Source organism: Psychrobacter pulmonis (assembly GCF_904846465.1).
Classification (GTDB): Bacteria; Pseudomonadota; Gammaproteobacteria; order Pseudomonadales; family Moraxellaceae; genus Psychrobacter; species Psychrobacter faecalis.
In genome coordinates, this window is record NZ_CAJHAT010000002.1 from 552867 (window position 1) to 574571 (window position 21705).

A 21705-nucleotide genomic window follows, 5' to 3' on the forward strand; every position below is an offset into this window, starting at 1 on the left:
GGTATGAATATTGATGACCTCACAGGCTTGGATGATAAGACTCGGAAAGAGGTTGAAGAGCTGCTACAAGTGACGCGTGAGAAAGATGGATTCAAGTTGTTTTTAGTAGCTCAAGTCAAACTTGGAAAGTTGTTGCTAGATAATAGTCTTAACGAAGATGCTATTAAAATATATTCTGAAATTCAGCGTTCAGATGATCCATCTTTATATGCAGCTGCTCAATATACTATAGGTGAAATAATAGAAACTGAAGGAAATAGAGAGGGAGCGTTAACCTATTTTAAAAGTATAAAACATTCGGACGATCCAAAAATATACGCCGCTGCCCAATATTATATTGGTTTTGTCTTATCTGAAATCAGTGACATCGAGGGTGCTATATCCGCATGGAGTGTCATTAATCGTTCCGACAATATAAATGCTTATATTGAAGCTCAATTCGATATCGGTTTTTATTTGGCAGAAGCTGGATATATTAAAGAAGCCTTATCCGCGTGGGAAAATATAAGTCGCCTAGATGATCCGGAGCTATATTGTCGAGCACAGTTCAATATTGGAAGCAATTTATTCAAAATTAATAAAGTTGATGATGCGTTATTGGCTTGGTGTAATATTGATAAACGTGATAGTCCAGAAGCATATGCCAAAGCTCAACTAAGAATTGGAAGCGCTTTGATGGAAGATGAGGATTATGAAGGTGGGCTACTAGCATGGTGCAACGTTGAACGTCCAGACGATTTAGAAGCATATGCCAAGGCACAATTTAAAATTGCAAATTTTTTGATAGAATTTAAGTATCATAAAGCTGCAGTTGTAGAATTACAACTTATTGAACTCATGGATGATGCTGAAGCTTATGCTAAAGCCCAGTTTAACATTGGTGTCCTTTTAGGTAAAAATAGTGATGTAGATGGTGCTTTAAAAGCATTTCGTAACATTGAATATAAATATGATTCAGAAGCATATGGTAAAGCACAATATGCTATAGGGAAAATATTAATCAGTGATAAATATTTGATGGATTATACATCTGCTAAAGACTCTTTTGAATTAGCAAGAGAGATGTTTCCTTACGAAGCTCAATGTTATATAAGAATTTGCGAACTTCTAAAGTTTCCAGAAACAGAAAGCGTTGGTCTAAGCTCACTAAATTTATTAAACATATTATTAAATATAGTTAATATTTTAACTTTAGACTTCGATAAGTACGCTGATGAAGAAAAGCCTTTTGAGAGAAAGCTTGCTCATTACACATCGACATATACTTGCAACTTGCTATTAGGTAACGAGCGAAAGGAAACACCTACGAGCTTGTTCAGACTAAATACAATTAATAATGTTAATGATCCTAGTGAAGGTCAACTACTTATTAGGAAGTTAAAAGGTGTAAAAGATAATAATTTTACTGCATTAGATTTCAATGAAGAATTCCACGCTTTTATAAGCTGTTTCACTTTTAACCATGATAGTTTAAATCAGTTCAGACTTTATGGTAAGCAAGATAACAAAGAAGCTTCTGGAATGAGCTTAGTCTTTAAAAAAGAGTTTTTTCAGTCTGAAAACCTTATAAAAGGACTTCCTTATTTATCAGTTGATAGTGCTCCAAAAGTAATTAAGAATCTTTCTGATGTAAATCATAAAAAACTTTCTATCATAAAAAGCGAATCTTCTAAAGATGAAAGTAATAGTAGAAAAATAAATAAGCAGCCTGTGATGAGATGCGTTTATTTAGATCCAACCTCAGACTATTTTCATTTAGCACAGCGAAATCGATTAACATTTTTCCGCGAATTTGGTGATAATACAATAATAAAGAATGGTAAAAAGTATTCTCAAGCTAAATATGAATGGAGTCTTTATCAGGATTATATGGCAGGAGTTACTGATAAATTTGAAATTGCTTATAATAGTCTCAAAACTACTTATAAAGAAGTAGAGGCAGAAATTAACAACGTAAGGTTTGCTATTGGTAGCTTGAAGCAGAAAGAGTTAAACGTCTTAGTAGACGAGATACTCCTACCTTTGAAATATCTCATTAAACATTCAGCATTTCGTGAAGAGCAAGAGTGTCGGATGATTTATATTACTTCAATTGATAGGCCTGAGGTGACAATGGAGTACGGTAGTTTTCTATATGTTGAGTATGAGCCTAATATAAGAAACCATCTCGATAAAATTTATATAGCTCCTGCTGCACTTCAACACAAAAGATATTTTGAACATATTCTAAAAGATGTTGACGTACCAGTTGAGGTATCAGGTAATGTATTTCGATAGTTAAGCTAGATATTTAAATATAAAAATGCATTCGAGCATCAGTGGCAACCTATGTCCTATAAGTATTTTTCATTCCATGGGTTGTCACCTTTTACGATGCGTAAGTTTTCTACTCCGCCACCTCTCCATGCCCCTTAACCTCATCTTTCTTACTATCCGGCTGAATCACGATAGGTAATACTAGTCCCTTAGCAAAGTCATCGGACAGCACGTAATCATAGCTACTGGCAGCAACATCAGACGTGGTATGAATAATAAGTTTCATCTCTTTATCATCGGTTAGCTCGTGCGAAGTATAGGTTTCGCTAAGCTGATCGAGTACTTTTGAGAGCGCTTCATTGCTTGCCATACTCACGGTCAGATTGTGCTGCGCGGTGGCATTATCCACACCGAAATACTCCGCATAATCGCGCACATTTTGGCTATCGAGCGCAAACGGATACTCATAATTGGCAGGGTCAACAGCTTTTTCGCCGCTTGCGACCAGTGACCAGTCAATAGTATGCACGTCTGCTGCGTCAGGTGTTTGCGCAGCAGAAGATGTAGCAGTGCCATTAGAATCGTTGGCGCTATTATCGCAGCTCGTTAGTGCCGCCAAGCCTATGCTAGCCATTATCATCATACTTATGAGGGGCTTAACCATCGAAGTATCCTTTTGTTATTGATTATCATACAGTTATTATCAGCGCTATTTTGCCAGTTTTCGCGTTGCTTCTCTAGCATAATAAAATAAAGCATTAGCGAGTACGCTTTTAAATTTCCAGCCATAAAAAAACAGCCATCATTCGATGGCTGTTTTTATAGTGCTAGGTTTAATAGTTATGGGTTTAACAATGATAGGTTTATTATTATCAATGAACAATTAAACCAAAATCATTATCTGCCTACTTGGCAGTTTACTTGATATTCTTTACCGTTTGCCCATTTCATTGCAAGGATACCTTTGTCTTCTTTCATGTGCCAAGCATAGACTACTTCTGGGTTTGACTCATTGACATAGCTTGCCGTATCACCTTGGACGCCGCCATTTAGAATGATAGGTTGGTCGGCCCAGTTTACTTTAGGTAAAGTCGCATTTAGCATAACTTGTTTTTTATTGATAGACTGTTTTGCCAAGATTTTGCTGTCATCGGTACAGGTATAAGGGGCGGGCGCCATACGGTCATAGGCGACATCGGTCACGCTTTCTGACGCAGGGGTCTTGTTTGGCGTAGTAGGTGCGGTGGTCGCACAGGCACTAAGTAGCGCTAGAGCAGGTAGGGCAACAGCAACTTTGGTTAGGGTATTCATGGCATTCTCCAAAAATGTAAAAACTAGCAGGTATTTTTTGACTATTCTTTTTCTAATCGTGCGCTTTTTAACGGCGCCTTATGCATATAGCGCCTATGTTAACGAAAAGCCTTTCTAGATAATGTTAGAAATTGTTTGTTACATGTTCGTTAAGTTACTTAAACACTGGTTAATGTAACGCTGACCTTAATAGCTTCTGTAAAATAACTATAGTGAATGAAAAATGATATCAATACATCAAGCACTGCTGATATAAATTTTTCTTGCTTGCTGTGCCTACGCAGACAGAGGCTACAAAAAATTGATATCAGCAATACCGCCGCGTTTTTAGGATATTTTGACTATAAGCTTAAACAGTTATTCAAAAAAGCCAATGTATAGTCAGTTCAAGATAAAAGCGATACGTTATAGCTTTTTGCGACTGGTATAAATTTTCCTTGCTTGCTGTTATCACAGAGGCTACGAAAAATTCATCCCAGTCGCACTGTATCGATTTTAGAGTAATTCTAATATATTTAATGTGAAAAACATAAAAAAGCGCCTATCGACTGCTGAGCCGATAGGCGCTTTAGTTTGAGCTTAACTAAAATATTTAACGGATTTAGTAGCAATGATTAATCGCTATTGGAATTACTTAGTCTTGCGCGGTGGTAAGCCAGTATGCTGAGTTTGGAAGTTGCCTTTGCTGACTCGCTTGCTGTTTTTACCCGAGGTGTTTTTTGCAGCGTTAGGACTATTATTGCTGCGTTTCACTGAGTCATTGCCCAAGCGGCTGTTCTTTTTACGCGCCGATTGATAGCTGTCTTGCGCGGCATCGCGACCTTCTAAACTGGCGTTAAATGGCGGGATTAAGCAGCCGCGACCTTTACCAATCAAATCCCCACGTCCCATATCTTGCAGCGCTTTACGCAGCATGACCCAGTTTTTTGGATCGTGATAGCGCAAGAAAGCTTTATGCAGTTTACGCTGCTTGCCAGACTTGACGATATCCATATCGCCCTCACTGCGGCTCACCTTATGCAGCGGGTCTTTATGCGTATGATACATGGTGGTTGCGGTCGCCATCGGGCTAGGATAAAACGCCTGTACTTGGTCAGCACGGTAGCCATGACTTTTTAGCCACAGCGCAAGGTTCATCATATCCTCGTCTCTAGTACCGGGGTGAGCGGCGATAAAGTACGGAATCAGATATTGCTCTTTGCCGGCCTCTTGGCTGTACTGCTCAAACATGGCTTTGAATTTATCGTAATTGCCCATGCCAGGTTTCATCATTTTTGACAGCACCGCTTCTTCAGAGTGCTCAGGAGCAATCTTTAGATAACCGCCAACATGATGGCTGACCAATTCTTTGACGTATTCAGGGTCTTTAATCGCCAAGTCATAACGCAAACCTGAGGCGATAAGAATCTTTTTCACGCCTTTGATATCACGCGCTTTACGGTATAGCTGGGTTAAATTACTGTGATCGGTAATCAAGTTATCGCAGACGTCAGGATAGACACAAGACGGCTTACGGCAGTTCTTCTCTATCGTCTCGTCTTTACAGTTGAGTCGATACATATTGGCGGTCGGCCCACCAAGGTCAGAGATAACGCCGGTAAAGTTTGGCGCCGTATCACGAATCGCTTCGACTTCACGCAAGATAGACTCTTCTGAACGATTTTGGATAATACGGCCTTCGTGCTCAGTGATTGAACAAAACGTACAACCGCCAAAACAGCCGCGCATAATATTGACCGAGAATTTAATCATGTCATAAGCAGGGATGCGTGCATCACCATAGCTTGGATGCGGCAAACGCGCGTACGGCAAATCAAAGACGTAATCCATCTCTTCGGTTGAGAGCGGAATCGGTGGCGGATTGAGCCAAACGTCAATCGAGGTATGCGAGTTACCAGCGCCGCTACTATGACGCTGCACCAAGGCACGCGCGTTACCCGGATTGGTTTCAAGGTGTAAGATACGGTTGGCATGCGCGTACAACACTGGGTCAGCTTTGACGTGCTCATAATCAGGTAGGCGAATGACCGTTTGCTCACGCGGCGGCATTTTAAGTTTATGTTTACGTGCGGTTTGTGGTTTATCAAAGCCGCGCATTTGCACCACTTGCGTGTCTTCATCGACTTGCTCAGCATTTAAGACTTTATTGGTCACAGGTTCGGCGACAAAGCCTTGATACTGCTTCGCATATTGGGCTGAGATTCCTGTCATTGCTGACGTAGCTTGTCCAACGGGTGAGGCGCTAGTCTTATCTTGCTCGATTGAGCATTGATCAACGTCTTCAGTCATTACATACGGATTAATAATGGGATCAACGCGGCCAACGGTATCGACATCATTGCTAGCAACCTCGGTCATGCCCGCTTGCCAATGGCGACGGGTCGGGGTCAATAAGTACGCCGTACCGCGCAAACTGCTCATTTGTTCAAAGGTGTAACCTTTTGATAAACCATGCACCACATCGACGATGGCACGCTCAGCATTGCCATATAACAAGACATCAGCGCGCGCATCCATCAAGATACTGCGGCGGACTTTGTCTGACCAATAATCATAATGGGCGATACGGCGTAAGCTGCCCTCGATACCGCCCAAAATAATCGGCACATCAGGATAAGCTTCGCGGCAGCGCTGACTATAGACGATCGCGGCGCGGTCAGGACGTTTGTCAGCCACGTTACCGGGCGAGTAAGCGTCATCACTTCGGATTTTACGATCGGCGGTATAGCGGTTAATCATGCTATCCATGTTGCCAGCGGTCACGCCATACGCGTAAACCGGTTTACCAAGCTCCATAAAGGCATCTTTGCTTTTCCAATCTGGCTGGGCAATGATACCGACGCGAAAGCCTTGCGCTTCTAATAAACGGCCGATAATCGCCATGCCAAAGCTTGGGTGGTCGACATAGGCATCGCCTGAGATGATGATGACATCACAGGCATCCCAGCCCAAATCGTCCATTTCTTTGCGGCTCATTGGCAAATAAGGCGCAGGCTCGTAGCAGCTCGCCCAATGTTTGTCGTAGTCGTAAAGTGGTTTGGTGCCTTGTTTAAAGGCGGTGCGGGCGATGGTATCGGCAGACATGAGCGGACCTGTTAATTAAAAAAGTGGCACTAAAAAAGCCGTTATCGTTATTTATAAACAACGGCTCATTTAAAAGCGCTCATTTTAACATGAATTGCTTTCATTATGTAAAAAAGAGATTTTATAATAGCGAGGTAAGTTATTGATAGTTTGGGATAATCTCTTACTAAGAAGGATTAATAAACGTTAACAACCCTTCTTTGTTTATGTATGAATTAAACTAAAAAATTTATTGATCTAATAGTTGAAAGGGAAAGGTGACTACATCAAAGGCTAAGGCAAATGGCAATAACACCAGCTTTTGCGCGGTATTGGCACCGCTACGAGACACTTGTTGTTGATGATTTTGAGTATAAAAACTGACCGTATAAGGTTTACTTAAAGCGCGGTAATTAGATTGAATCAAGCTTAAATTACTCACTTGCGGATAGATAGCACCTTTGACAGGCACGCTAAAGCAAAAGCGCTGAGCATTGATGCGTTGGTCGCTGGCTGAAGTACAGTCGCGGCCATTATTTTGCAAAAAGAATTGATAGTCTGAGCGCTGGAATTCATCTTTTAACTTGGCATACGACAGCTTCATTTCACCCTGAAAATAGCCATCATTGTTGGGCACATAAAAACTCATGTCGTTATCGACGTGGATATTTTTTGGCGTCAGATTGCTTAATAAGCCAATCATTTCCGTCCCGCCTTGGGTCAGCACATAGCTATTTTTTTCACCGACGATGACCATGGTGGCGTTGGGCGTTTTTGGTAATGCCTTTGCAGGACGACCAAAAGCGACAATTTGGTCTTCAGACAAGATTTGCTTGCTAGTTTTGCTGCTGACGTGATTGTCACTTTCTAATAAAGAGCTGGTGGCGCAGCCTGAGCTAGCAAGCAATGCCGCAAGTGATGCGCCTGTTAATAAGGTTTTTGGGTTTAATAACTTCGATAGGGTCTGAGCATTATTATTGGGATCGATAGGCGGTATCTTTTTACTCATCATCAGGCTTCCTTGTCTGCTATACGGTTGATAATTTATCTAGCATTTAATGCCAAACATTCGTTGCTATCGTACCTTTTTTAGCGATGGCTTATCCACTCTTATTGATGATAAAAATTGCATGGGCTTTGTAGCTGTTATTAATCGAGTAAAATCTTTGTCCCACTCTTCGTGAAATTCATCACAAACTGACTTTTAAAGCTGCGCACATTGTTCTCGTAAGTCAGCAAATTACGGGTAAATTCATGATAATCGTTCATGTTTTTGGCATTGACCATCAACATAAAATCCGCATCTCCTGAAACTTCATAGCAGCTCATTACTCGCGGTTGGTCATGCATTAAGCGCTCAAATCGATGTTGCATCGAGGTATTGGAGCGCGACATCTCTATCATGACCACCGCCGTCAGTCCGTAACCGACCTTATTTGGATCAACGATAGCGACTTGTTTGGTAATCACACCGCTATCTATTAATGCTTGAATACGGCGCTGGGCGGTAGCGATAGAAACGTGTACACGTTCTGCCACCGTTTTTAACGGCAAAGTCGCATCATTCTGTAGCAAATTTAAAATAGCTTTATCGGTATCGTCTAAAATATGGCTCACAGTCTCTTTTCCCTAGAAAATCACAAATATTAAGATTTTTATTATAAATATTATCGATAATAATGTAAATTTAATAAAATAGTCAGTTATTAACAATATATTAGATAAATTTATTCATATAATTTATTATATAGAAATAATATCTCATAGCACCTTGGTAAAATAGACGTTATTAATCAAAGCTTAGCAATCAAAGCTTGTGAATAATTGAGTAAGCAAAATAAAAACAATCGCTAAGCCTTCTAACGTCTATCTATATTTACGGTGCTTATTATGTCGAACCTAACGCCCTCTAATGTCTCTATTAATATGCTCACAGCTACCGTTTCACGCTTGCCGTTGCCTGCTGTTTGGACAGCAGGTAGTGCGCAGCAGCGTACATTGATAATGGGCGTGGCGCTGGCGATATTATCAAACCTGTTATTTGGTGTGCTTTATGCCTATAGCAGTTTTTTGGCGCCATTGTCAGGTACGCAAGTTTTTATCTGGCGCATGCTAGCGATGTGGGCAGCGCTAATAGGGTATTTGCTGATTAGTGGGCGTTTAGGTTTGCATGTTGATAAATTAAAGGCGCTGCGCACGGTAAAGCATTGGGCTTGGTTATTATTGCCAACGCCGATATTTCTTAGCCAGTTTTGGCTGTTTATGTGGGCACCAGTTAATGGGCAGGGCGTGCAAACCGCGATGGGTTATTTTCTCTTTCCACTGATGATGGTGGTGTTTGGTTGCGTCCTATTTGGCGAAAAATTGAGCCGTCTGCAATGGTTGGCGGTTGGCTTTGCCGCTGTCGGCGTCGGTAGTGAGATTGTACGTACCCAAAGTGTTTCTTGGGCGACGCTTTGGGTCTGCGGCAGCTATCCTGTTTATTATATTTTACGCCGCCTACAAGGTATCGGCGCGATTACAGGTTTGCTGGTGGATTTGACCATCTTTGCCCCGTTTGCCGTCGCCTATTTATTATTTGTTGCGCCGAGCAGTTTAGGATTGGTTGGCAGCTCTAGCTTTTTTATCATAATGTTGGCAGGACTTGGCATGCTTAGCGTGCTGGCGATGAAAACCAATGTGGATGCCAGTCAAATGCTCCCTGTCAATGTTTACGGTATGATGAGCTATATCGAGCCGGCATTATTATTTATCTTAGCAATCACTGTCTTGGGCAATCCTTTTGAATCAGCGATGATTTATAGTTATGGCTTAATTTGGCTCGGAATTGCTTGCCTAATCGCGCACGGTATCTGTCAATTACGCCGCGCTCATAAAGAGTCAAAAGTGAGCAAAATAGCCCAAACGGTCTAAAATTTGCTTCGTTAAATTAACAAGTTTACCTTAACAATGTCATAAAAAAGGACGAATCAACAATATGCTGAATCGTCCTTTTTGCGTTAGATTAAAATTTATCTTACGAAAATTTTAATCCAAATGCTGCTTAAAGCCGCGCTGCTTATCACGTTCCCAGTCGCGGTCTTTGAGTGTTTTACGTTTGTCGTGCTGCTTTTTACCAACGGCAAGCGCAATTTGGCATTTCACTAAGGAGTTTTTCCAATAGCAAGATAATGGTACGCACGCATAGCCTTTTTGATTGACCGCGCCCATGAGTTTTTCAATTTCGCGGCGATTGAGCAGCAGCTTACGGGTACGGATGCTATCAGGGCTGACGTGCGTTGAGCTTGAAAGCAGCGGCTGAATATGGGCGCCAAATAAAAATGCCTCATTATTACGAAAGATAATATATGCTTCGGTAATGGTCATTTTGCCGGCACGAATGGCCTTCACTTCCCAGCCTTGTAACGATAGACCTGCCTCAAAGGTTTCTTCAATAAAATACTCGTGACGAGCCTTTTTATTAGCACAGATTTGATTGTCAGGTTTTTTTGATTTTTTTGACATAATTTCTCCATAAGGACTTTTATATATGGTTTGTATAAATTGTCCCGGTCTAACTGTTCCTCATTCTAACCCTTAAATGTAGATATTTTTTTACCTATTAAGAGCGATGAGTCGAACTGACTATTGTAGCAAAGCGCACGGCTAAAAGGTAAATCGGCTGTTAGGACAAATGTAGCAGATAAGTAGGAAGTTTGAGCAAAATTTGCTAGCATATGGGTCATTATCATTAACCATATTAGCCCTGTTATGAGCCCTTCTGCTACTTCTTCAAAATTGCATACCAAAATTTTATACCCTGGTACCTTTGACCCGATTACCAACGGTCATGTCGACTTGGTTAAACGCGCGGCTAAATTGTTCGATGAGGTCGTCATCGCGGTGGCCTCTGGTCATCATAAAAAACCATTGTTCGATTTTGAGGAGCGCGTACATTTGGTCGAGACGGTATTTACGGATTTGCCGCAAGTGTCGGTGATTGGTTTTGAAGGCTTGCTGGTCGATTTTATGCGCGAAAAAAACGCCACGGCGGTCTTGCGTGGTCTGCGCGCGATGTCAGACTTTGAATATGAGTTTCAGCTAGCCAATATGAATCGCGAGCTTGATGAGAATTTTGAAGCGGTATTTTTAACGCCGTCGCAAAATTACTCGTTTATCTCATCGACTATGATTCGTGAAATTGCCAAACTTGGCGGCGATGTGACGAAATTTGTGCCACCTTGCGTCTCAGAAGCTTTTATAAAAAAACTCAGCAGCTAACATTTAGTGAAATATTTACTAAGTTAATCTTTAATGATGGGCTGGTGGTTTAATATTAAGTGTAATCGTAAACCACGGACGTACTCATTTATTATCAACTGCTAGCAAATAAGGAGCAGTTTATGGCGTTATTAATTACCGATGAATGCATCAATTGTGATGTCTGCGAGCCTGCTTGCCCAAATGAAGCCATCTCAGAGGGCGATGATATTTATGTCATCGACCCTGATTTATGTACAGAGTGTGTCGGTCATTTTGATGAGCCGCAATGCGTGGTCATCTGTCCTGTCGACTGTATCCCGCATGACCCAAACCACGTCGAAACCCAAAGCGATTTATTGGCAAAATACAAACGCATTACTGGCAAATAAAAAATGAAGAGATCTGACCGCTCAACGAGTAGCCTTTCAACCAACGATTTCGACCAACAGCACCTTTGGCATCCTTATGCCAGCTTGCCACCCACCTATCCTAATATCGTCATCGACCATGCTGAAGGTATTTATATCGTTACTAACGATGGCATGCGCCTGATTGACGGCATGTCGTCATGGTGGGCAAGCGTTCATGGCTATAATCACCCAACGCTCAATACGGCGATGATTGCACAATTGGGCAAAATGGCGCATGTGATGTTTGGCGGCTTAACCCATCAGCCAGCCATAGATTTAGGCAAAAAATTATTATCCATTGTCCCGGATGGTCTTGATGCGATATTTTATGCCGATAGCGGCAGCATTGCCGTCGAAGTAGCGCTAAAAATTGCGCTGCAATACCAAATTGCAGCCGGATGTCCCAATAAAAACCAATTTGCCTCGACCCATTCTGGCTATTATGGCGATACCTGGCACGCGATGAGTGTCTGTGACCCAGTCGGCGGCATGCATAGCCTGTATGGTAAACAATTGCCGACGCAGTATTTCGTCACTGCGCCGCCATTAGGATTTGAGCGTGAGCTGGCTCAAAATGAGCGTGATGAATTAACCGCATTTTTTGCTAAACACAGCCATCAACTTGCTGGATTTATCATTGAGCCTGTTATTCAAGGTGCAGGCGGGATGCGCTTTTATAATCCCGAGTATTTGCAGTTGCTACGCCAATTGTGTGATGAGCATAACGTACTGCTGATTGCGGATGAAATCGCCACTGGGTTTGGGCGTAGTGGCAAGCTGTTTGCTTGCAAGCATGCGGGTATCAGCCCTGATATTATGACCATTGGCAAGGCGCTAACAGGCGGCTATATGACCTTTGCGGCGACCCTCTGTACCCGTGAGGTTGCCGAAACCATTAGCCAAAGCGACTATCCAACCCTGATGCATGGTCCGACCTTTATGGGCAATCCGTTGGCCTGCGCAGTCGCTTGTGCATCAATTGATTTAATCTTGTCTTATGATATCGAAGCGCGTACGGCAAATATGCAAACTATCATGGATGAGCAGCTAGCCACAGCGGCAAATTTAAATGGCGTTGCGGATGTTCGTTGTTTGGGCGCGGTCGCTGTGATTGAGCTAGATGAGGCGGTTGATATGCCAGTTTTTCAATCTTTGCTGATTGACAATGGCATTTGGGTCAGACCCTTTGGCAAATTGGTCTATATTATGCCGCCTTATGTCATTAGCGATGACGAACTGGTGACGTTGTGCCAAGCGCTCCTAACTGTCGTCACTATTTATTTGGGTCAAATGTCTACGACCAACAGAGTTTCGCTATGAGTGTGCTATTTATATCCGGCATTGATACCGATATTGGCAAGACTTATGCCACAGGTATGATGGCGAAAGCGCTGATGCAGCAAGGCATTAGCGTCATCACTCAAAAGCTGGTACAAACAGGCGTTAGTATCGATTCAGCTAGTGGTAAAATGAATATTGCAGATGATATTGTCACTCATCGTCAATTAATGGGAATTCCATTGCAGCCTTGTGATTTAGACTTTACCACTTGTCTGTATCGTTATGAAAAACCCGCGTCGCCGCATTTATCTGTCAAGCTTGCCAATGCTGTTTTAGATTTTAAAATCATCACTAAATCTACGCAGCAATTGCAACAAAGCTACGACGCGGTACTATTAGAAGGCGCTGGCGGGTTACTGGTACCAATCACTGAACAACTATTAACCTTAGATTATATTGCTGAGCAAGGCTATCCACTTATTTTGGTAACCTCAGGGCGGCTTGGTAGTATAAATCATACTTTACTGAGTTTAGAGGCGATTAAAGCGCGCGGCTTAACGCTGCATAGCGTGATTTATAACCATATTCATGATAATGCTGCTCAGACAGATGATGAGATTGCCAATAGTACGATTGATTATTTAAAAAACTACTTAGCGCGCCATTATCCAAACAGCTATTGGTTACAAATGGCGCAACAAACAAATAGCACTATAGGTAATGATAGTTTAGCTTTACCGCCAGATTTTATTTAAACGCTTTTATTTAAATAGTTTTATAGCAACAAATAAATAAGCGCAAAACACTTTCCACACCTGATACTAATTTTGCTATACTAGCGCGCTTGGTAGACTAGGCGATCGCCGCTGCACACTGGCAACAGATGCGCAGGGGAGGAAAGTCCGGGCTACATAGGGCAGCGTGCCAGCTAACGGCTGGGCAGGGTAACTTGACGACAAGTGCAGCAGAGAGCAGACCGCCTTTGGTGTCGCAAGACATTATCGGTAAGGGTGAAAGGGTGCGGTAAGAGCGCACCGCGTGAATGGCAACATCTCACGGCAGGGTAAACTCCACGCGTAGCAAGACCAAATAGGCATCGATATGGCGCGGCCCGCGTTCGATGCGGGTAGGTTGCTTGAGCGTATCAGCGATGATACGCCTAGAGGAATGATCGTCCACGACAGAACCCGGCTTATCGGTCTACCAACTTTTTCGTTTTTATCGTTAGTATTATGCATATTTACCGTTAATTTGGATGAAATGCGTCTTTTTCGCAAAAAATGCTAATTAGGGGTTGACGCCAGTCCTCTCTATCGGTATTATACCGAGCCTTAAATGGCGATGTAGCTCAGCTGGTTAGAGCGCACGACTCATAATCGTGAGGTCAAGAGTTCAAGTCTCTTCATCGCCACCATATTTAGTAAGACCAGCAGTAATAAAATGCCAATCATCTTATGATTGGTTTTTTTTTGCCTGATTTTTGCTTGCTGACAAAATCAACTTACTTTATAGCGGAAAACTGCTAGAATACCTTCGTATGCCTGCGCGTCATAAAAGTTAGTCATTTGCGCTGTGGGCATTTCAATTGCGGCAATACAGTAGGTACTTAATCTGTCTCTTTTGGCGTATTGGCCAGTATGAGCTATAAGTATGTATTCGACGGTTGCCATCTGACACTATGTATATCCGTTATTCAATCCTCCATTATTTAGTAGGCGCTTTGTGACTGCATTAGCCAATATTCGTAACTTTTCTATTATTGCCCACATTGATCACGGCAAGTCGACCCTTGCTGACCGTTTTATTCAAATGTGTGGTGCCTTGCAAGATCGTGAAATGCAGGCGCAAGTTCTTGATTCTATGGACATTGAGCGTGAGCGCGGCATCACTATTAAAGCTCAGTCTGTGACCTTGTTTTATGATCATCCTAATGGTGAGCGTTATCAGCTAAACTTCATTGATACCCCCGGTCACGTCGATTTCTCTTATGAGGTCTCACGCTCATTAGCGGCTTGCGAAGGCGCGCTATTGGTCGTTGATGCCGCACAAGGCGTTGAAGCACAGTCGGTCGCCAACTGTTATACCGCCGTTGATCAGGGCTTAGAGGTGATGGCGGTTTTAAATAAAATTGACTTGCCGCAAGTTGAGCCTGAGCGCGTGATTCAAGAGATTGAAGACATTATCGGTATTGATGCTGTTGATGCGCCGCGCGTCTCAGCAAAATCCGGTCTTGGTGTCGATAAACTGCTAGAAGCCTTGGTTGAATTTATTCCTGCGCCAACGGGCGACCGTGATGCACCGCTACAGGCATTGATTATCGACTCATGGTTTGATAACTATCTGGGCGTGGTGTCTTTAGTACGTGTGCGTGAAGGAACGATTAAAAAAGGCGATAAGCTGTATATTAAGTCGACCAAAGAGGCGCACTTAGTGGGCTCAATTGGTGTCTTTACCCCGAAACCTGTAGACACAGGTATTTTACAAGCGGGCGAAGTAGGCTTTGTTATCGCAGGAATCAAGGATATTGCTGGTGCGCCTGTTGGTGATACGATTACCCATGCCAGTACGCCTGATGTTGAGCGCATTCCTGGATTTAAGCAAATCACGCCGCAAGTTTATTCTGGTATGTTCCCAGTAGATTCTAGTGATTTTGAAAAATTCCGTGAAGCGCTGCAAAAACTACAGATTAATGATGCGTCGCTATACTTTGAGCCTGATACCTCCGACGCGCTCGGCTTTGGTTTTCGCTGTGGCTTCTTAGGTATGCTGCACATGGAGATTATCCAAGAGCGTTTAGAGCGTGAATATGACTTGGATTTAATCACCACCGCGCCGTCGGTTATTTATGAGATTGAAAAGAAGAACGGCGAAGTCATTTACGTAGATAACCCGTCAAGATTGCCTGAACCAAATAATATCGAAGAGTTCCGTGAGCCAATTGCCCGCTGTCAGATTTTAGTGCCGCAAGATTACTTGGGTAACGTTATGACACTATGTATTGAGCGCCGCGGCGTCCAAGTCGATATGCGTTTTATGGGTCGTCAAGTGCAGTTGATTTTTGATATTCCGATGGGCGAGGTGGTCATGGACTTCTTTGACCGCCTAAAATCAGTGTCACGCGGATTTGCGTCGCTCGATTATAATTTCGAGCGCTATCAAGCTGATAAATTGGTCAAAGTTGACGTCCTCATCAATGGCGATAAAGTCGATGCCTTAGCGATGATTGTACACCAAGATCAAGCACGTTTCCGTGGTAATCAGCTGGTCACTAAGATGAAAGAGCTGATTCCACGTCAGATGTTTGATGTGGCGATTCAAGCGGCGATTGGCAGTCAAATTATCGGTCGTAGTACGGTTAAAGCCATGCGTAAAGATGTCCTAGCGAAGTGTTATGGCGGTGACGTCTCGCGTAAGAAAAAACTACTGTCTAAGCAAAAAGCGGGTAAAAAACGTATGAAGCAAGTGGGTAACGTCGAGATTCCACAAGAAGCCTTCTTGGCCGTCTTGCAGGTCGATAATTAAACGTTCATTATCTTTTAAAAGATAAAAACACAGCAATATTCGGCATAGACAGCTTTACTGCAACCGTAGTTTGATTTTCAGCTCGTTAATAGGCAAATTCGTATGGATTTTGATTTTAATTTAATTTTAGTGCCATTAACCATTGGCCTAGGTATTATTTGGCTATTAGAGAAGCTGACGCTCAAACAGCGTAAAACCCGCGGTCGCGGTAAAGAAAGCTTACTGGTACGTTGGGCATATGATTTTTTCCCAGTGTTGGCGGTGGTGTTAATAGTGCGCTCGTTCTTGATTGAGCCGTTTAATATTCCTTCATCGTCGATGGTGCCAACCTTGTATACGGGTGATTTTATCGCGGTCAATAAATACGCGTATGGCGTACGTCTGCCGCTGACTTATAATAAAGTGCTTGATACAGGCGCGCCTGAGCATGGCGATGTGGCCGTTTTCCGCTACCCAGAAAACCCAAGTATTTACTATATTAAGCGCGTGATTGGCTTGCCGGGTGATACCGTCAGTTATAATCAAGGGACGCTGGCAATTAATGACACGCCCGTTCCTACTAAGGCGGTCAATTTTGACGCCGATGCTGAGCTGACCTCACAGCTATATCCAGCCGGCCAAGTGGCACCCGGACAGGTCTTGAGTGAAGACAATGCCATACGAATGGGGCAGCAAGAAGAAAGTGAGGCAAAGTACTTTGAAGAGATTCAAGGCGACAACAAACACTTGGTTCGCTATTTAGCGGATATGAATAGCTCGCAGTACGCGCCGTTTTTACAGCAAGAATCGCCAGAAGTGGTCAGCTCTGAAGGCACAGAATGGCGTATCAAAGTGCCAGAAGGTCATTACTTTGTAATGGGTGACAACCGCGACCGTAGTGCTGATGGACGTTTTTGGGGTTTTGTTCCCGATGATAATTTAGCGGGTAAAGCGGTCTATATTTGGATGCATAAACCGCCCGGTCTTAACTTACCAACCTTTAAGCGTAATGGTAGTATTGATTAATATTATTGCTGCATTAAAGAGTAACGCTCGCTAAAGAATAATGCTGTGCTAAAGAATAATGTACCGATAATAGTTTGTGCTAATATGATGGTTGTTTAATAAAAACCATCATATTAAAGGTGGTTAACAAGACAGTTTTCTAAATATGGCAGTTTACCTATAGCAACTTACCCCTTGAGAGGTCTTATGGTGCAGCAGTTATCTGGTTTGTCTTCGCAGCGCGGCGCTAGTGTAACGAGTGTCGTTTTTATCATTATCGTTTTGGGCGTGGCTGCTAAATTGCTCGTCGCTATTGCACCGGCGCAAATTGGCGATTATCAATTAACAAAAACCTTAAGTGCGCAGCTTAAAGAGTCCAATGCCAATAAAGAAACGGCCAAGCAGTTTGTAGAGCGCGTGAATAAGCAGCTGTCTATTAACGCCGATTATGATACCAAAGCAGAAGAAGTGTTTACTTTTACTGATAAGAAACCAGGTCAATTGGCTATTCATAAAAAGTATGAAACCACCAATAATTTTTTTGGTAATATCGATATCGTTAATCGCTTTGAAGGCGACATTGACTCTACTACTGCTGAATAACTTAACTATTAAAGCTTATATATCAAAACTTAAAGCGTTAAAATCAAAGTAATAAAGTACTTTGTTATTTTTAATTTTCTAACCAATTTCTAAAACACTGGTATTTCATTATATTTACCACTGAAAAAAAGGGATACACACAGACCACGCATGAAACCAACTTCGCAGTCTCCTCAGGCGGTTCCCAATCCCCATAAAAATAGCGTGTCTGATGACACGCTTATTATTAGCGCAGAATTTATTCAACGGTTAGCGATCTTGTCGCGCAAGTTGGGCTATGTGTTTAATGATTTAAGCTTGCCTAAACTGGCGCTTACCCATCGTTCCTTTGATAGTAAGAAAAACTATGAGCGCTTGGAGTTTTTGGGCGACGCTTTATTAGGGATGATCGTCGGTGAAGCATTGTATCACCGCTATCCGACGCAAAATGAAGGCCGTCTGACGCGCATGCGGGCAACATTGGTACGGCAGGAATCGCTTGTGATTATTGCGCAAAACCTAGAGCTGTCTAATCATTTGATATTGGGCGTTGGTGAGCGAAAAGGCGGCGGGCGCAATCGTGCTTCCATCTTGGCAGATGCGGTAGAGTCATTGATAGGCGCTATTTATTTAGACAGTCAAGATATGGATATTACCCGAGCGTGCGTGCTATCGTGGTATGGTGATCTCATAGACAATGTCAGTGACCAAAAAGCGCTAAAAGACGCTAAAAGCCGATTACAAGAATGGCTGCAATCTAAGCAGTTTGACTTGCCACATTATGAGCTGATGGAAACCCGTGGTAACGCTCCGCACCAAATCTTTGTGGTGCGCTGTCAGGTTAATATAAATAATTGCCCTGATATTACCGAGTCTGGTGAAAGCCGCCGTATCGCTGAGCAAAAAGCAGCAGAATTAATGATTAATCAGCTACATAAACTGCCAGGACAGCCAAAAAGACGTGCCTAGTTTTTTAAAGCTCATTTTTTTAAAAACCATTTTCTCTAATGCTAAATTCGATGGTTTTAATAAATGATTTCAATGAGTCGTTTTTTGAAATAACTCATACCTTTAACATGATCAGTTTTATGTCGCCTTTCTTTAAAAAACCAACAAGTGGCATAACTGATGACAACCTCCAAGGATTAATCCATGAGCAATCAGCATGACTTGCCATTAAATAATGAAGATAGTGCCAAAAATATGACCGAAAACCCAGATATGAGTTCAAGCCAAAATATGGCTGAAGAAAATGGCGTTGTACAAGATGACGTGCAGAAAAACAACGCCAGATTAAACGATGCTAAGCTAACGGTTGATAACACCGAAGATACGACGTTAGATAATGATACGACGATAGAAGAGTTTTTTTCATCAAATAACAATGCCCATGTCGCTGAAGGTTTTAAAGCCGGTTATGTGGCGATTGTTGGTCGCCCGAATGTGGGTAAATCAACCTTGATGAACCATTTATTGGGTCAAAAGCTGTCTATCACCTCGCGTAAACCGCAAACCACCCGTCACCGTATTCACGGCATTTTATCTAATGACGAGATGCAAGCGGTGTTTGTTGATACCCCAGGTATTCATCGCAATGAGGTACGCGCTATCAACGAGCGTATGAATAAGGCTGCCGTCTCTGCATTGGTTGATGTTGATTTGGTCTTATTTGTGGTTGATTCAGATCAGTGGCGTGATGACGATTTATTGACCCTACAAAAGCTTGGCGATACCAATCTGACCGTAGTATTGGTGATTAATAAAGCCGATACGCTAAAAGATAAAGGTAGCGTGTTACCACTGATCGAAACGTTTAATGAAAGTTTTGATTTCGCTGATATCGTTCCTGTTTCTGCTTTAAAAAATCAAAACCTAGACCGCTTGCAAGAAGTGATAGCCTCGCATTTGCCAATCGCCGACCCTATCTATGATAGCGAGCAGATTACCGATCGCTCAGAGCGCTTCTTAGCCAGTGAAATTATTCGCGAAAAAATCATGCGTAGTGCCGGCGATGAAGTACCATACGATTTGACGGTACAGATTGATGGTTTTAAAGACGAAGCGGCGCATATTGACCCAAAAACTGGTCGTCCGCGTAAAGCGGTCACTTTTATCGATGCGACCATTTATGTTGAGCGTAGCGGGCAAAAAGCGATTGTCATTGGTGATAAAGGTCAGCGTATCAAACAGGTCGGCATGGATGCACGTAAAGATATGGAACAGCTGTTTGATAAAAAAATCATGTTAACACTGTGGGTGAAAGTGAAACGCGGTTGGTCTGATGATGAGCGCGCTTTGACCAGTTTAGGATATTAAGCACGATTAAAAAAGCATGGTGGGTAGATGTTTACCGCCATGTCTCTATATCACCACGGCTGAGGTAATAATCCATGCGTAATGAAGCGTTAGTCGGTTATTTATTACATCAGCGCCCCTACCAAGAAAAGCGCGCCTTATACTATCTGTTTTCTCAGCAACATGGTGTCATCCATGGTGTTGGCAAAAAAGGTGCGCCACTTTTTATGCCCCTGCAACTTTTTGCCAGCGGTAAACGCGATTTAAAAACATTCACGCAGATTAATATCGCGCCATTAAGCTTGATTCAAGATTCAGTAGCACAAATAGCCCAAAATTCTTTAGCACTAAAAGACAGTAATGTTAATCTAGCCCAGACGCTGCATCATGAAAATATCAGCGGCCAACATCAGTATGCAGCCTTGTATTTAAATGAAATACTGTGGCGGCTATTACCCACCGAAGATCCCATGCCAATATTATGGCAACACTACCAAAATAGCCTACAGCAGCTTAAGCAGCCCTTAACTGCCGATGAGCTGCGTTTGTGTTTGCGTCAGTTTGAAGCGTATTTGTTTAACGAATTGGGCTTTGCTTTAACCTTAAAACATGACAGTTTAGATCAAGCTATCGAGCTCGAAACCTGGTACCGTTTTTTACCTGATGTGGGCTTAGTGCCAATTGTGCATAATGATGATATAGCTGTTACACAAAACATTTTTAAAGGTAATGAGATTTTATCGATGGCAGAGCAAGGTTTATCTAGCTCAAATCTCAATGCATGGTCACGTTTGCATCGGCGATTGATTGACCATTTGCTCGATTATCAGCCTTTACAAAGTCGCTTACTCTGGCAGCAGCAACAGCGCTATCAATCTTAACTTAAGCGTAAAATCCAATATTCTATAAACTATTTTTTAGTAAATTACTTCAATATGTATAAAAGGATTTTTTTTATGATTAATGCAACAGTAAAGACTTCCAACTTAGCACAAACTTCAGAAAATGCCTTAAAAAAGCCTCTGTTAGGGGTAAATATTGACCATGTAGCGACCTTACGTCAGGCTCGCGGTGTCAGTTACCCTAGCCCCTTGGCGGCTGCTCTGCTATGTGAGCAAGCTGGAGCTGATGGTATCACCATTCATTTGCGTGAAGACCGCCGACACATTCAAGACGCTGACGTTTATGAGATAGCTGAGCAGCTAACCACCAGAATGAACTTGGAGATAGCAGCAACGGCTGAGATGCTAGAGATTGCTCGTCAAGTTAAGCCGTATTGGGTATGTCTAGTACCTGAAAAACGTGCCGAATTGACTACCGAAGGCGGACTTGACGTTGCAGGGCAGGTAGCTTGGCTAACAGATTATGTTAGTAAATTACAAGCAGTAGGTGTCAAGGTTTCTTTATTTATTGATCCAGAAGACAAGCAGATTGCGGCAGCGGTAAGCTGTGGGGCAGATGCAATTGAATTGCATACTGGTGCCTATGCGGAAGCGGGTTTAGCAGGTAATATCGCTAAAAAGAATGATGAGCTTACTCGAATTAAGCAAGCTGTGCAAACCGCGCAACATGCTGATCCCAAGCTTTTGGTTAATGCGGGTCATGGTTTGACGCGTGATAATGTCCACGCTATTGCGCAAATTGATGGTATATATGAGCTAAATATCGGACACGCTCTTATTGCTGATGCTGTTTTTGTGGGGTTAGAGCAAGCGGTTGTTATGATGAAGTCTGCTATGCGTCAAAATGTTTAAACACT

19 protein-coding genes, 1 tRNA gene and 1 other RNA gene are annotated in these 21705 nt (G+C 42.5%); 15 read left to right on the forward strand and 6 right to left on the reverse strand.

The features are described 5' to 3' along the window. The first annotated feature begins 3 nt into the window (after positions 1-3). Positions 4-2277, forward strand: coding sequence for a tetratricopeptide repeat protein (locus tag JMX70_RS06075; protein WP_201590437.1), 2274 nt, complete (start codon positions 4-6; stop codon positions 2275-2277). A gap of 109 nt (positions 2278-2386) precedes the next feature. Here JMX70_RS06075 and JMX70_RS06080 read toward each other — a convergent pair whose 3' ends face one another. The 5 genes from JMX70_RS06080 to JMX70_RS06100 form a co-directional block, all read right to left on the reverse strand. Next, positions 2387-2920: a hypothetical protein gene (locus tag JMX70_RS06080; RefSeq protein WP_201590440.1), complete on the reverse strand. Its 534-nt coding sequence runs from the start codon at positions 2918-2920 to the stop codon at positions 2387-2389. Between the two features lie 233 nt (positions 2921-3153). Continuing rightward, the gene (locus JMX70_RS06085; protein ID WP_201590443.1) at positions 3154-3567 is read right to left on the reverse strand and encodes a hypothetical protein; all 414 of its coding nucleotides are present in this window, start codon (positions 3565-3567) and stop codon (positions 3154-3156) included. 630 nt (positions 3568-4197) lie between these two features. Continuing rightward, positions 4198-6651, reverse strand: a complete 2454-nt coding sequence (locus JMX70_RS06090) for a YgiQ family radical SAM protein (RefSeq protein WP_201590446.1) — start codon at positions 6649-6651, stop codon at positions 4198-4200. Positions 6652-6880: 229 nt separating this feature from the next. Next, positions 6881-7639, reverse strand: coding sequence for a YidX family protein (locus tag JMX70_RS06095; protein WP_207161655.1), 759 nt, complete (start codon positions 7637-7639; stop codon positions 6881-6883). 140 nt (positions 7640-7779) lie between these two features. Continuing rightward, on the reverse strand, positions 7780-8247 hold the full coding sequence (locus JMX70_RS06100) for an Lrp/AsnC family transcriptional regulator (protein ID WP_193031075.1): 468 nt from the start codon (positions 8245-8247) through the stop codon (positions 7780-7782). 273 nt (positions 8248-8520) lie between these two features. Here JMX70_RS06100 and rarD point away from each other — a divergent pair, with 273 nt between their 5' ends. Further along, entirely contained in the window at positions 8521-9543 is a 1023-nt protein-coding gene (rarD, locus tag JMX70_RS06105; protein ID WP_201590449.1) for an EamA family transporter RarD, read from the forward strand. A 114-nt stretch (positions 9544-9657) separates the two neighbouring features. Here the strand turns inward: rarD and smpB are convergent, their stop codons facing one another. Continuing rightward, positions 9658-10134, reverse strand: coding sequence for an SsrA-binding protein SmpB (smpB, locus tag JMX70_RS06110; protein ID WP_068405891.1), 477 nt, complete (start codon positions 10132-10134; stop codon positions 9658-9660). A 246-nt stretch (positions 10135-10380) separates the two neighbouring features. Here smpB and coaD point away from each other — a divergent pair, with 246 nt between their 5' ends. From coaD to JMX70_RS06175, 13 genes are all read left to right on the forward strand, one after another. Beyond that, a complete protein-coding gene (gene coaD, locus JMX70_RS06115; protein ID WP_201590451.1) occupies positions 10381-10890 on the forward strand; it encodes a pantetheine-phosphate adenylyltransferase in 510 nt (169 codons plus the stop codon). 122 nt (positions 10891-11012) lie between these two features. Continuing rightward, a complete protein-coding gene (locus JMX70_RS06120; protein ID WP_068405886.1) occupies positions 11013-11261 on the forward strand; it encodes a YfhL family 4Fe-4S dicluster ferredoxin in 249 nt (82 codons plus the stop codon). A 3-nt stretch (positions 11262-11264) separates the two neighbouring features. Further along, positions 11265-12602 carry an adenosylmethionine--8-amino-7-oxononanoate transaminase gene (gene bioA, locus JMX70_RS06125; RefSeq protein WP_201590453.1) on the forward strand — a complete coding sequence of 446 codons (1338 nt, stop codon included), beginning with the start codon at positions 11265-11267 and terminating at the stop codon, positions 12600-12602. Further along, positions 12599-13318, forward strand: a complete 720-nt coding sequence (bioD, locus tag JMX70_RS06130; protein WP_201590455.1) for a dethiobiotin synthase — start codon at positions 12599-12601, stop codon at positions 13316-13318. Before bioA ends, bioD begins: the two co-directional genes overlap by 4 nt. Before the next feature lie 89 nt (positions 13319-13407). Continuing rightward, positions 13408-13774: RNase P RNA component class A (gene rnpB, locus JMX70_RS06135), an RNA gene on the forward strand. Positions 13775-13900: 126 nt separating this feature from the next. After that, positions 13901-13977, forward strand: a tRNA-Met gene (locus JMX70_RS06140). Between the two features lie 308 nt (positions 13978-14285). After that, entirely contained in the window at positions 14286-16085 is a 1800-nt protein-coding gene (gene lepA, locus JMX70_RS06145) for a translation elongation factor 4 (protein ID WP_068405877.1), read from the forward strand. Between the two features lie 102 nt (positions 16086-16187). Beyond that, entirely contained in the window at positions 16188-17090 is a 903-nt protein-coding gene (gene lepB, locus JMX70_RS06150; RefSeq protein WP_201590457.1) for a signal peptidase I, read from the forward strand. A gap of 186 nt (positions 17091-17276) precedes the next feature. Further along, positions 17277-17672 (forward strand): DUF4845 domain-containing protein, encoded by a 396-nt coding sequence (locus JMX70_RS06155; RefSeq protein ID WP_201590459.1) that lies wholly within the window; start codon positions 17277-17279, stop codon positions 17670-17672. Positions 17673-17822: 150 nt separating this feature from the next. After that, positions 17823-18620 (forward strand): ribonuclease III, encoded by a 798-nt coding sequence (gene rnc / locus JMX70_RS06160; RefSeq protein ID WP_201590461.1) that lies wholly within the window; start codon positions 17823-17825, stop codon positions 18618-18620. 183 nt (positions 18621-18803) lie between these two features. Beyond that, positions 18804-19967 (forward strand): GTPase Era, encoded by a 1164-nt coding sequence (era, locus tag JMX70_RS06165; RefSeq protein ID WP_227671178.1) that lies wholly within the window; start codon positions 18804-18806, stop codon positions 19965-19967. 74 nt (positions 19968-20041) lie between these two features. Then, positions 20042-20827 carry a DNA repair protein RecO gene (gene recO / locus JMX70_RS06170; RefSeq protein WP_201590463.1) on the forward strand — a complete coding sequence of 262 codons (786 nt, stop codon included), beginning with the start codon at positions 20042-20044 and terminating at the stop codon, positions 20825-20827. 75 nt (positions 20828-20902) lie between these two features. After that, a complete protein-coding gene (locus tag JMX70_RS06175; RefSeq protein ID WP_201590465.1) occupies positions 20903-21700 on the forward strand; it encodes a pyridoxine 5'-phosphate synthase in 798 nt (265 codons plus the stop codon). Positions 21701-21705 lie beyond the last annotated feature (5 nt).

What these genes read in the sequence shown, in the direction of transcription:
- JMX70_RS06075 (WP_201590437.1), top strand. Translation starts at nt 4, where the DNA reads ATGAATATTGATGACCTCACAGGCTTGGATGATAAGACTCGGAAAGAG.
- JMX70_RS06080 (WP_201590440.1), bottom strand. Translation starts at nt 2,920, where the DNA reads ATGGTTAAGCCCCTCATAAGTATGATGATAATGGCTAGCATAGGCTTG.
- JMX70_RS06085 (WP_201590443.1), bottom strand. Translation starts at nt 3,567, where the DNA reads ATGAATACCCTAACCAAAGTTGCTGTTGCCCTACCTGCTCTAGCGCTA.
- JMX70_RS06090 (WP_201590446.1), bottom strand. Translation starts at nt 6,651, where the DNA reads ATGTCTGCCGATACCATCGCCCGCACCGCCTTTAAACAAGGCACCAAA.
- JMX70_RS06095 (WP_207161655.1), bottom strand. Translation starts at nt 7,639, where the DNA reads ATGAGTAAAAAGATACCGCCTATCGATCCCAATAATAATGCTCAGACC.
- rarD (WP_201590449.1), top strand. Translation starts at nt 8,521, where the DNA reads ATGTCGAACCTAACGCCCTCTAATGTCTCTATTAATATGCTCACAGCT.
- smpB (WP_068405891.1), bottom strand. Translation starts at nt 10,134, where the DNA reads ATGTCAAAAAAATCAAAAAAACCTGACAATCAAATCTGTGCTAATAAA.
- coaD (WP_201590451.1), top strand. Translation starts at nt 10,381, where the DNA reads ATGAGCCCTTCTGCTACTTCTTCAAAATTGCATACCAAAATTTTATAC.
- JMX70_RS06120 (WP_068405886.1), top strand. Translation starts at nt 11,013, where the DNA reads ATGGCGTTATTAATTACCGATGAATGCATCAATTGTGATGTCTGCGAG.
- bioA (WP_201590453.1), top strand. Translation starts at nt 11,265, where the DNA reads ATGAAGAGATCTGACCGCTCAACGAGTAGCCTTTCAACCAACGATTTC.
- bioD (WP_201590455.1), top strand. Translation starts at nt 12,599, where the DNA reads ATGAGTGTGCTATTTATATCCGGCATTGATACCGATATTGGCAAGACT.
- lepB (WP_201590457.1), top strand. Translation starts at nt 16,188, where the DNA reads ATGGATTTTGATTTTAATTTAATTTTAGTGCCATTAACCATTGGCCTA.
- JMX70_RS06155 (WP_201590459.1), top strand. Translation starts at nt 17,277, where the DNA reads ATGGTGCAGCAGTTATCTGGTTTGTCTTCGCAGCGCGGCGCTAGTGTA.
- rnc (WP_201590461.1), top strand. Translation starts at nt 17,823, where the DNA reads ATGAAACCAACTTCGCAGTCTCCTCAGGCGGTTCCCAATCCCCATAAA.
- era (WP_227671178.1), top strand. Translation starts at nt 18,804, where the DNA reads ATGAGCAATCAGCATGACTTGCCATTAAATAATGAAGATAGTGCCAAA.
- recO (WP_201590463.1), top strand. Translation starts at nt 20,042, where the DNA reads ATGCGTAATGAAGCGTTAGTCGGTTATTTATTACATCAGCGCCCCTAC.
- JMX70_RS06175 (WP_201590465.1), top strand. Translation starts at nt 20,903, where the DNA reads ATGATTAATGCAACAGTAAAGACTTCCAACTTAGCACAAACTTCAGAA.